Here is an 11,399-nt window from a genome sequence, read left to right on the forward strand (position 1 = left end):
GTCCTGCACGCTCGGCGGCAGAAGCTGGACCTCGTCGATCTTCCAGGGGCGAAATTCCTTGCTCATGGCCACGCAAGGAATCAGACTCGCACCCTCTTGACCAGTCACTACTCAGACAGGCTCCTAGCTCCGCCTTCCGTTCGCAGAAGTCCAACACTCTTGTTGCCTAGCTGATAGCTGAAATAGCGTGCGTTTTCCGAACCAGATTTCCTGCCGTGGTCATAAGCAACTTGTGCCGTGCGTTCGGCTTTCGAGGATGCGGGAAGCGAGTATTGCTGTGGTTTCGCAGCGATATGCTGGATTTCATCGCCATAAAAGTCCCTCACGTTCTCCTCGAATGAAGACCTTGTGATCTCCACCACAGGAGGTCGCCGAACGAGGGAGTACGAGGGTGTTGCTCCCGAAGACGAACTAGCGCTCGGCGCCGCTATGCGCATCTCAGCAAACATGTCCGCAAAGCGTTGGCTGTCTGCATCAGATTGCGTGTGGTTGGTGGCGGATTGTCTCATTTCATCAGTGTCGGAAGCACCGGGTGAGCTATTGATTCGGCCATACATGGTGATTGGGTTTCCTATCGGTGAAGTATTCTCCCACTGAGTTCAGACTCGTCAGGCACCGCGAATTTGATAGTCAGCCTAGCTGACGACGAGCTGACGCGCAGGCGTTAAGCGTGTACGATCCGGCCTTCTACGCGAAGGCCACGCTATGGCGAACGGGCCAGCGCACCCGGCTCGTGCGAAAGCGGTTGCAGGCTGGCGTTTCCAGTATCGGCATTCCCAGCAAGTGCGAGCGATAGGCCGAGATTGTTGCGCAACATCTGATTGCCTGGGGCCGCTGCGAGGGCCTCGCGATATAGCGCTTGTGCTTCATCATGACGCCCCTTGGCGTCGAGAACCACCCCTTTTGCATTCAGGGCACGCAAATTACCAGGAACTGTAAGCAAGATCTTGTCGGCTACCTCAAGTGCTTCGCTCGCGCGTTTCTGTGCCAGAAGGGCCTGCGTAAGCGAGATTGCCGCATCGACATTGTCTGGCTTTTGCTTCAGAGCCTCACGCAAACTCTCCTCGTCGGAAACCCGGACGAGGGCGTGTGCAATGCGCTCGCGCATAGCAGAATCGATGTCCTTGGCGCCCAGCAACTCCGGCCGCGGCGTCTCTTGAACTGAGATAGCTTGCTGATCCAAGCTGGCGCAACCACCAAGCACAAGGGTGGCGAATAAAGCGACGAGAGTAAAGCCCGAGGGCGGATGGAACGCATACAATCGAGCAGCGAATCTTATTGTAGGTGAATTCATGCCATCCATCTCACGACCGACTGCTGCACTCTGTTAGCCGTTTGTGGCATGCAGGTTGCGTTGTTCTCCTGTCGGAGCTTTTTCCTTGGGACCTGTAAGCTTGAGCGACCCCACCGGCTGGACCGTGAAATCGGAGGCGAGATCCTGATAAGACAGAACAGGAAGATCGAACCCGTTGCGGGTGAGAAAGCCGCGGACAAAGCGCCTGATATCCAGCGAACTCAGGATGACGGGCTGGCTCTGACCTGGTGGCAGGCCTAAATGAATCTGGCGCAGTTGCGACAGCAACATCTCGCTATGCCGGTCCTCCAGCGCGAGGTACGGCCCGACGGTGGTCTCTCGGACCGCACTACGAATCACATCCTCAGTTTCACGTTCGACGATAAAGGCGGGCAGAACACGGTGAGCGTTGGCATGGCGATAGCAGATTTGCCGTCTTAGGCCGGAGCGGACATATTCGGTGAGCAGGACGGCGTTTTGCTCGCGTTCGCTCCATTCGGCGAACGCTTCCAAGACCAGCCGGGTGTTACGAATCGGGATGCCCTCGTCGAGCAGGCGACGCAGGACATCGGCGATCCGGGGAACTGGAGTCGTGCGTAGCACTTCCTTCACCAGGTCGGCATATTCCTGCTCCATCCGGGCGAGCAGCTGTCGCGTCTCTTGAATGCCTACCAAGCGCTGCGCATATCGCGTCAGTACGGAACTGACGCGCAGGGCTATGATTTCGCTCGGACGGTGATGCCCGATCCCGGCCGCTTTGAGAGCCGGTGCATGGCTCTGTTCGATCCAGATCCGGTCGGAGTCTGGATCTAGCCGATACGGGATGCCGCTCAATTCAATGTTCGCTCGGTCGTCGGTGAGCGCGAGCTGCGTCGGATCCACCCGATCCCGTTCAACCGGTACCCCTTCCACATCTAACCTGAACTCGGATTGGGCCAAACGTTGGTCGACCTGGACTGGAATGCGGGGAATCGTGATGCCAAGATCGGCTGAGACCAGTGCCGAAATGCGAGCGATGTGCTGCTCAACTTCCTCTCTGTCAATCGTGTTTACCAGGTTAGGTGCAAAGAACACCGCGACCGGAAGCGCCTCCGCAGGTATGGTTTGCCGTTGAGCCTGCGCCGGATTTGAAGTCGGAGTACTAACGTTAGCGCTCGTCTTGGAGCCCGTGTTCGCGCCTTGCACACCGCCTTTGACATAGCTCGCCCCGGCAAAAAGTGCGGCCAGCATGAGAAACGGGGGCAAGGGGAAACCAGGTATCAGCCCCATGAGAAGTAAGACGCCGGCCGCTAGCCGCAATGCCTGGGTACTGGCCGTGAGTTGGTTGATGATATCGGCACCAAGCTTGAGCTTGGAAGGCCCATTCACACGTGTGACGATGGTTGCGGCCGTAACCGACAGCAGGAGCGCCGGAATCTGAGAAATCAACGCATCGCCGATGGTGAGCAGCGTATATTGATGCAATGCCTCATCGACGGACATGCCCTTGGAGAGCAGTCCGATGCTGATTCCTCCCAGCATGTTGATGCAGATGACTATGAGTCCGGCGATGGCATCCCCTTTCACGAACTTCATGGCGCCATCCATCGCACCGTGAAGTTGGCTTTCTCGCTCCAGTGAGGCTCGCCGGCTGCGTGACTCGTGCTGATCGATATGACCGTTGCGTAGCTCCGCGTCGATAGCCATCTGCTTGCCCGGCAGAGCGTCGAGCGTGAATCGTGCCGAGACTTCAGCAACGCGCTCGGCTCCCTTGGCGAGAACCATGAACTGCACCATGGTCACGATCAAAAATATAACAATGCCGACCGCGATGTTCCCTGATATCACGAACTCACCGAAGGTGTGAATGATGCTGCCGGCGTCTCCTTCAGCGAGAATCAGCCGGGTTGTCGCGATAGTCAGCGCCAGACGAAAAACGGTAGAGATCAGGATGACGCCGGGCAAGGACGAGAAATCCAGTGGCGTACTGAGATACAGTGCAACCATCAGCAGCAATACGGCAAAACCCAGATTGAAGCCGATCAGCATGTCGACCACGACGATCGGCATCGGCATGATCATCATTGCGATTGCCAGAAGCAGCATGAACGCGACCATGAAATCCGGGTGGAATGGCGCGCGCACGATAAGCTTACGAAGGAGGTTTGCCATGGAGACGATTCTTATTGTTGTTCCGTTGGGGCTGTCCTGCCACGCAGGGACACATAGTCTTGGAAGACTGCCCGCGCCTCGTCCATACGGCCGGCCCGTCGTAGCGCGTGACTGCGGAGAAGCGTCAAAGGCAGACGCGAAGAGGGCTCGTCATCAAACGTGTCTAGTCTATCCAGGACGGCAAGTGCTTCATTGCCAAAGCCCTCCGAGATGAGAGCATAGGTAAGAATGCGAAGCAGGTCGACGTCTTGCGAATCGTCATGGGCAATGAGCCGCAACAGAGCGAGAGCTTGTGCGCTCTGTCCACACGCAAGGTGGACGAAGGATATTGCGCAGACCAAATCACGCTCCTGCCCTGAGATTGGCAAGACATCGCCGGTTTTGGAAGCATCGGCCGGCGGCGGTGGACTGGCGAACTGCGCTCCGCCCGAGTCGATCATGCTAGCCCCCAATCAAACTGTTCTGGTTCTGCCGGAGCAGGATGAGCCGCCGGAGCTCCTGCTGCAGGGCGTCGGTCCCTTCACGCGCCGCCGAATCCTCCGGTTCGGCGCATAGCCTATCGGCCAAGCGCTCGAGAAGAACACCATGCTTCTCTGCTCGCAGCACGTCCGGGTCACGCAGGCGTGGTGTCACGAAGGAGAGCAGGCCAGTTGCGAGATTGCGGCCATAAAGTGAAGCGAGTGCTGCACGGGGATCGATCTCAGCTATCCGTACGCGCCTCTCGTTGAGACTGACGCGCGAGACGGCATTGATATCGTTTACCTCAAGCGCGGCCTCGATTGGCAGATCCGGCGCCTCGGTATCCGGCCAAACCGACCCGTGCCTCTTCTCGCCACCGCCATCGGTGCCATGGATCCCTAAATTATGGACTTGAGGGAGGGCCGGCTTGTTCGCTGGCTCATGGTCGTGCGTGTTGAGCCTTTGCGAAGAGGTCCCAAGTCCGACAGGATGCTGGGGCAGCTTGGTCATGACGTTCTCCTTTCCTGCGGCGGTGGAGCTCTAATAGGGAAGAGCAGCAAGCCGTCCATTCCGGCTGAGCAGTACGCTTCCCGCCTCGATTCGATCGACCGTCCATCCATCGTTCAACAGCGCGCCCACGAAGTACTTTTGGCCACCAATAAGAAGATAGGGGTGGGCTCCGCGCCACACCGCCTGGACAGCAATTGAGGAGGGCGGCTTATCCTCCTTCACGATCACTCCATTTACGAGTGTCAGCGATCCGTTCGTATGCTGATCGAACCATTGCTGAACCTTCTGCCATCTACTGACTGACGCAGGCGTCACGGTGCCCTCGGCGCTGACCACACCTGGCCCAGGACCGATCTTGATATTGAGAAGTCCCGCTTTGTTGACCTCCTCTTGCAGCTGTTCGGCGGCCGCATGGAGGGGGCGATCATCAGGACCGTTGAGCGTCAGCTTGGGTGGAAGTGCGGCGACAGGGGGCGCATCGGGGCTCAGTGCTCCGGCACTGCCGTCAAAGAGGAAGCTGACTGCAAGAGTGGCGATCCCGACAGAGCTCAGCAAGACCAAGGCGGCTGCTATTATCGAGACACGCGACAAGCCGATTGATCCTTGCTCCGACTCCTGTGTGCAGCGAATGGACATCGTGCCCGCATGAACGACGGCAGGAAGAGAAATAACAACCCGCTTGCCTACGGCAATATCTCCGTTTCCTTCTATGCTGACTCCGGCTGCTAGAGCCTCGATCTCCATCGAATCGTGCAGGGGGGTGAGACGGAAGTGATTGGGCTCGAGCCCCTGTTCGACGAAGACGATATCGGCATCGAGGCCACTTCCGATAAGGCTCGTTCCGACGGGCGCTTCACCGGTCACCCCGGAATAGAGCCCTGATAGCACTTCGAAATCAACGGAGGCCGGTTCGTTCACGGAGAGGCTCCCTGAGCAACGAGAAGCCGTACGGCGTTGCCGTACGGCTGGTTCCGAATTCGTCAGGCTGTAGAGAGCATCCAGCACGCGAAAAAAGCGGCCGTGAGCCCCTCTTGCAGCGCTAACTCACGCGCTCGTCGGCAACCTTCTTTTCGGACGAGAGCTCAGTCGTAATTCTGCGCATCACGATGCTATTGGCCTGAGCTTCTTTGCTAACACGCTCGAGCTCGGCGAGCTGCGCCGCGAAATCGCCAGCCCCGGCTTGCTGATTCGTAGGGACTTCAGACGCAGCGGGGAAACCGCCAACGGGAGAAACCATATCGACTCACCTTTCTGTTTGGAAGTTACTGCTACTGATGACCTGCCTCACGCCTAACCAACTGGCGTGACGACGGCAGGAAATGAAATCATTACATGCGCGCCTGGCGGGCCATTCAAGAGAGTCAATTCGCCGTTGCCGTGGTTACACTGGGGGGTGCTTCCTGCGGCAGGGCCATTGTCCTTGGCGACCTTGTCAGCATCAGCCTTCTCAGGCTCCAAGCTGTGAATAACCTTCTCGAAGGCTTGGTCGAGTACTCCACCGACAGCGGAACCAATTGCCGCTCCCGACGGTCCACCGAGCCATCCACCAGCCGCGCTTCCGATCATTTCTCCGATCATCGCATTCTCCTGTGTTCATCTCCACTAAGATCAATAGACGACTCGTCGCCTAGAGATCAGCGCTCTCATCCTAAGAGGATTACCTTTCGAGAAGCTGACGAGTCTCAGAAAGGCCGCGGAATGAGTCGAGCTGGCCCAACTTTTTCTCTCTCTGAAAATGTGTCGGTTCTCTAAGGCACCGAAAGACCGCCTGGAGCATTCACGCGAGAGGCTCGGCCGACGTTCTTTAGAGAGCGTGGACGCTCGCCGGCCGCGCGTCCCAAGATGTCGTTGCTCCGACGCCCATCACGAAGAGCGATTCGTCGCGATCACATGCTCTCAACATTCAGGTGATCCGAAGCTGATGTGCTGGTGGGCGATTATCTTATCGTCAGCTTTTCGACAGGTACTCAGGATAAACTTCCTGCGACTTGGATGCGCTCGACGTGAGAGGCCCGCATTGCCGAAGGCAAGGGTAAGAGAAGTGGTCCGCCGATCAAGGCTGTTGCCACCTGCAACAAGAAACGCGAGGGCGGCCTGCTGCTGGTCATGACGTGGGATTGGTTTTTGAATGGCCTCGGCGCAACGTGCCAAGTTGATTGTGCGGGTGGTCCTCGCAGTCTGTCGCTTCCTTCAATGCAATAGGAGTGAATGAAAATGGCGTATCTTCCCGTGGTGGGCGGCTTCAATCCGGCGGTAGGGCTAGTGCCTGAAGGCGTGCCCGCCGCTCCAATGTTCAACGTGGCGATGGGGCAGTACGCCGGCGCTGCCGGCGTCCCGGTTGGGACCTACCAGTACCTGCCGGTAAATAGTCCGGCCGTCGTCGCTCCCGCCGTACTTAGTCCGGCCTACGTTGCTCCAACCGTTCTCGCCCTGCCGCCGCCTCCCTCGTTCGCGCCGGTCGCGCAGAACCAAAGCTCGTCGTCCTCAATTGATCCGGTGTGGACGCATGAGGTCCATGACGGCAAGGCCGCGATCCACCTTGGCGATAAGTATACAATCACGGCGGACGAGAAGGACGGCACCTGGACTGTCCGCAACAACGAGACCGGCCATGTCACGAAGATCCACGGCGATCCTCACTTCGATGCTGATGGGGACGGGAAGGACGATTTCGATTTCAAGAAGGGCATGACCCTGAAACTCGATGATGGTACGAAGATCACCGTGGATACGGCCGACTACGGCAACGGCAAGAGCATTTCATCGAAGCTCACCATCACGAATGGCAGCAACGCCATGGTTGTCGAGGGACTCGGTGACGACAAGGATGGTGCCAACAATCTGAAGGTGACGCAGTCTAATGCTGGCCTCACTCTCGATGAGCTGACAGCCGATGGTTCACAAACGATCCATGAGCAAGGTCAGGGTTGGGTCGACGGCGCCGGGCGTGAGGTGGACCAGGCGAGTATCGATGCTGGTGAAGAGGGGCGCGCCCCGGGCGCCGGCTCCCAGTCCCAGTACACTCCTCCGCCGCTCGCTACTCCATTGTACTACTACACTCCAGTTTTCGTTCCTCCTCCCCCGCCTGCGTCGATGACCCCAGTTGCGTTGAACCAGGGCCCGCCACCTAAAACTAATCCGGTGTGGTCGCATGAGGTCCATGACGGCAAGGCAACGATACACCTTGGCGACAAGTATACAATCACGGCCGACGAGAAGGACGGCACCTGGACCGTTCGCAACAAAGAAACCGGCCATGTCTCGAAGATTCATGGCGATCCTCATGTCGATGCTAATGGAGACGGCAAGGACGACTTTGATTTCAAGAAAGGCATGACCCTGCAACTCGATGATGGCACGAAGATCACCGTGGATACAGTCGACTACGGCAAGGGAAAGACCATTTCGTCCAAGCTCACCATCACGAATGGCGACAACGCTATGGTTGTCGAGGGACTCGGTGACAAGAAGGACGGTGCCAACAATCTGAAGGTGACGCAGTCCAATGCTGGCCGAACCCTCGATCAGCTGACGGCGGATGGTGCACAGACGATATATGAGCAAGGTCAAGGGTGGGTCGATAGGTCCGGATGGCGGGTCAACCAGGCGAGCATTGACGCCAATGAGCAGGCTGCTGGGTAAAGCCGATCTGAGCACAGTTCAAAATAAGGGGAGCGGGCGCTGTCGCCCGCTTTCCTATGCTTCTCAGCGCGAAGCGCGCAGGGAAGCGCCTCGCTTGGGGTACCCATGCGTATTCCGCGCTCTCACGCTATCGATGATCTGGCTGTCATATCTCTGCCGGTAACAGTGTGCAACGAAGGCACGACTGGACGAGTGGGGGCGTTTCAACCAGCGAGAGCTGGTCCAACCTCAAGTCGACGATGCACAGGCTTCTACCAGTAGTTCCATTGCAAGGTCGATTGATTGACAAGAGGGACACGCCTCGGCGGCCGGATGCACTATGGCGGCGAACGCCAGGCGGCAGGAATGCGCGATCTATCGGGTTTACGCCAAAAGCGACGCGCCGAGTCGTTAGGCACGTCCCAGCCGCTACGCAGCGTGCGAGAACAGGAAGATCCTGTTCGGTCTCTCACCCGTATCGGTCTCTCACCCGTATAAGGCACTTTATGACCTGCAAGTTTGTAAATGCGCGATCGCCTGAAGCGAGGCGCGTCCGTTAGGTATGTGAGCCAGACGCGCTGGGCTACCGAGATGCGGATGACCGGAGTGGGCCGGAGCGACAAGAACCCTAAGGACTGTCACGCCGACCTTACCGCAACCGATCTGAACGACCAGGCACCATTGAGGTGCGGATCCGCCAGCTGCGGAGAAGCTCCTCTCCTTTCTCTCTTCTCACCGTTGTTTGGATGTGCCGTTTGCCGCTCGTTGTTCCCGAATCGACGGGGCGGATTCAAACATCCTCTTCTGTGTCGTCCATGGCAGAGTCTAGATCGGCCTGCGCATCGCTGACAATTCGCAATGCGATCATGCCAAGAGCCGTTTCGAAAGCTTTGCGTTGTTGCGCGGCCTGCGAGTTGGCGTCATCGGCCCCTTCGTTTCCGTCAAAATTCGCACCGTCATTGCTTCCCGTTGCTCCGATATCGGGTGCACCTGCGTTCATGTTCGTAACACCGCCTGTAGATAACCCACTCTCTCATCCTAGCAAGGTTAGCTTTCGAGAAGCTGACGAGGCTCAGTGCGTTTCATGATGAGCCATTGGAGACCGCATCGATGCTTCCGTCAGGTGCGGCGTCGGGGTCTGCCAAAGAAGAGCTAATGCTGGCCGGAGAAGAGTTTTGAGGCGGGGCAAGACGGTCTTGGTGGACGCTAGCACGGCGGCAATTCGAAAAGCCTGTTTCATTTAGAAGAGCTCCTCCTGCAGGACGGCAGCTCTCGGCAGTGGCCGCCAAGAGGGTGCGTCCGAATTGGCTGAGGCGCTCAAGCACCTACGTAAGTTGTAGGAAGAAGACGATGGAGGCCGACACGCTTCGTGTACCCGTGGAGCACGGTCGGGCAAAGAATGAACTGCGCGATCGTCATCATTGCCGGAGCCAATAGTTTGTGATGCCGAGGAGGGACGTGAAACTCGATGCAATGCGAGCACCTGATCTCGCAGGTCGCTAAAGTAGCGCTTGAACGGCGCAGCGGCCGGTGCTGGAGGGCGAGCTGATTGAACTCAAGGTGCGGTGCGAGGTGCAGGACAAAATTCGCCGGGCCCGAACCTTCCACATGATCTTGTCGCGTATACGCTAGGACATTTCGGGTCATCGGATCGAAGAAATGGCAAGATCGTCAAAGCTCGTCGCGTCGAAGCGCGGCCGGGTACTCCTGGTGCGGCGGCGCCGCGACAAGCTTTGTATGTTTCCTGGCGGGCGCCGGCGCGGCCACGAAACGGCGGAGCAGTGCCTCTGGCGCGAGATCAAGGCGCCATTATGTGGCGTCGCAGGATTTAGGCAAGCGCGAGGCGGCGAGTTATTGTGCGTTTTCGTGTGCAACGTCGTGTTCGCAACATGTTGGCGGATACCAAACAAGTGCGGCTTTGGCTTTCGGAAGAGAAAGCACGCGCCACGCTTCGTTTTGCGTCCAGCTGCCCGCGCAGCGGTCCGTGCGCGGGAGCATTAGGCGATTGGCCCGGCTTTTGCTCCCTTGTTTGCCAACGGCGTGCGGCTCTCTGCTTTGTCGGGATCGGCCGTTGCAGAATGTGTATCTCGATGTGACCAAAGGCGATGCCATGAAGAATTGGAGTTCCGTGACAACCAAGGTGCTAGGCACGGCCACTGTTGCAATGGCCTTGACGACACCCACCGCGCTGGCGGTCGAATACAAAGTCGAATACAAAAGGGATAATAGCAGCAATCCTAGCCTCCGGGACGTTGCTGAAAACAGGAGCGTGCTTGCCCAGATCACAGTCACCTCGGAACGACCAGCAAGCTTCACGCTGGCGAACGGCCTGCAGGTAGTGGTGATCCCCGATCATCGTACCCCTGTCGTGACCCAGATGATTTGGTATAACGTCGGCTCCGCCGATGAGACGCCGGGCAAATCGGGGCTTGCGCATTTCTTCGAGCACTTGATGTTCAAGGGCACAGCGAAGCATCCGCCCGGCGAATTCTCCCAGACCGTGCTGCGCGTCGGCGGCAACCAGAACGCCTTCACCTCGATGGACTATACCAGCTATTACCAACGCGTGCCGCGCGAGCAGCTCGGCAAGATGATGGAATTTGAGGCCGACCGGATGACCGGCCTCATTCTCAAAGATGAGAACGTGCTGTCCGAGCGCGACGTGGTGCTCGAAGAATTCAACATGCGCGTCGCCAACAATCCCGATAGGCGGCTCACCGAGCAGATCAGGGCGGCGCTTTACCTCAACCACCCCTACGGCCGCCCCAATCTTGGCTTTCGCCAGGAGATCGAGAAGCTCGACCGCGAGGACGCGCTCGCGTTCTACAAGCGCTTCTACGCGCCGAATAACGCGATCCTGATCATCGCCGGCGACGTCGATCCCAACGAAATCCGCCCGATGGTGGAAAAGAATTTTGGCGACATTCCTGCGCAGCCCGCGATCCCCGCGAAGCGCGTGCGGCCACAGGAGCCGACGCCCGCGGCACCCCGCACCGTGACGCTCTCCGATCCCCGCGTCGAGCAGCCCACCTGGCGCCGATTCTATCTCGTGCCCTCGGCTACCACTGCGGCCGCAGGCGAGAGCCCTGTGCTCGACGTGCTCGCGCAGTTGATGGGCGGCGGGATCAACTCCTATCTCTACCGTGTGCTGGTGATCGACAAGCAGCTCGCCATCAGCACGAGCGCGAGCTACCAGGGCACCTCGCTTGATGCCTCGCAATTCATGATTTCGGCCACGCCGAAACCTGGCGTCGAATTCGCCCAGATCGAGGACGCGATCGACAAGGTGATCGCCGACCTCGCGCAAAATCCCGCGCGCGCCGAGGATCTCGAGCGCGTCAAGACCCAATTGATTGCGCAAGCG

General features: G+C 58.4%; 8 protein-coding genes and 1 pseudogene. 3 read left to right on the forward strand and 6 right to left on the reverse strand.

Annotated features, from left to right (window positions below; all coding sequences use genetic code 11):
- Positions 1-703 precede the first annotated feature (703 nt).
- The 5 genes from GWE18_RS41225 to GWE18_RS41245 form a co-directional block, all read right to left on the reverse strand.
- Positions 704-1,294 carry a tetratricopeptide repeat protein gene (locus GWE18_RS41225; protein WP_108522974.1) on the reverse strand — a complete coding sequence of 197 codons (591 nt, stop codon included), beginning with the start codon at positions 1,292-1,294 and terminating at the stop codon, positions 704-706.
- A gap of 33 nt (positions 1,295-1,327) precedes the next feature.
- Positions 1,328-3,445 carry a type III secretion system export apparatus subunit SctV gene (gene sctV, locus GWE18_RS41230; protein ID WP_275191217.1) on the reverse strand — a complete coding sequence of 706 codons (2,118 nt, stop codon included), beginning with the start codon at positions 3,443-3,445 and terminating at the stop codon, positions 1,328-1,330.
- A 441-nt stretch (positions 3,446-3,886) separates the two neighbouring features.
- Entirely contained in the window at positions 3,887-4,414 is a 528-nt protein-coding gene (locus tag GWE18_RS41235; protein WP_275191218.1) for a hypothetical protein, read from the reverse strand.
- Positions 4,415-4,444: 30 nt separating this feature from the next.
- The gene (locus tag GWE18_RS41240) at positions 4,445-5,332 is read right to left on the reverse strand and encodes a hypothetical protein (RefSeq protein ID WP_275191219.1); all 888 of its coding nucleotides are present in this window, start codon (positions 5,330-5,332) and stop codon (positions 4,445-4,447) included.
- Positions 5,333-5,704: 372 nt separating this feature from the next.
- On the reverse strand, positions 5,705-5,992 hold the full coding sequence (locus GWE18_RS41245; RefSeq protein WP_108522969.1) for a hypothetical protein: 288 nt from the start codon (positions 5,990-5,992) through the stop codon (positions 5,705-5,707).
- Between the two features lie 636 nt (positions 5,993-6,628).
- On the opposite strand from GWE18_RS41245, the gene GWE18_RS41250 reads away from it, so the two are divergent.
- Complete coding sequence (locus GWE18_RS41250; RefSeq protein WP_275191220.1) at positions 6,629-8,056, forward strand: DUF1521 domain-containing protein; 1,428 nt, start codon at positions 6,629-6,631, stop codon at positions 8,054-8,056.
- A gap of 769 nt (positions 8,057-8,825) precedes the next feature.
- Here the strand turns inward: GWE18_RS41250 and GWE18_RS41255 are convergent.
- Positions 8,826-9,035 carry a hypothetical protein gene (locus GWE18_RS41255; RefSeq protein ID WP_275191221.1) on the reverse strand — a complete coding sequence of 70 codons (210 nt, stop codon included), beginning with the start codon at positions 9,033-9,035 and terminating at the stop codon, positions 8,826-8,828.
- Positions 9,036-9,694: 659 nt separating this feature from the next.
- Here GWE18_RS41255 and GWE18_RS41260 point away from each other — a divergent pair.
- Together GWE18_RS41260 and GWE18_RS41265 are read left to right on the forward strand one after the other, a co-directional pair.
- Positions 9,695-9,838, forward strand: a pseudogene (locus GWE18_RS41260) (NUDIX domain-containing protein); the annotation flags it as partial.
- 466 nt (positions 9,839-10,304) lie between these two features.
- Positions 10,305-11,399 (forward strand): pitrilysin family protein (locus GWE18_RS41265; protein WP_275191222.1); only part of this gene is annotated, 1,095 nt, incomplete at its 3' end.

Source organism: Bradyrhizobium sp. CSA112 (assembly GCF_029051645.1).
Classification (GTDB): domain Bacteria; phylum Pseudomonadota; class Alphaproteobacteria; order Rhizobiales; family Xanthobacteraceae; genus Bradyrhizobium.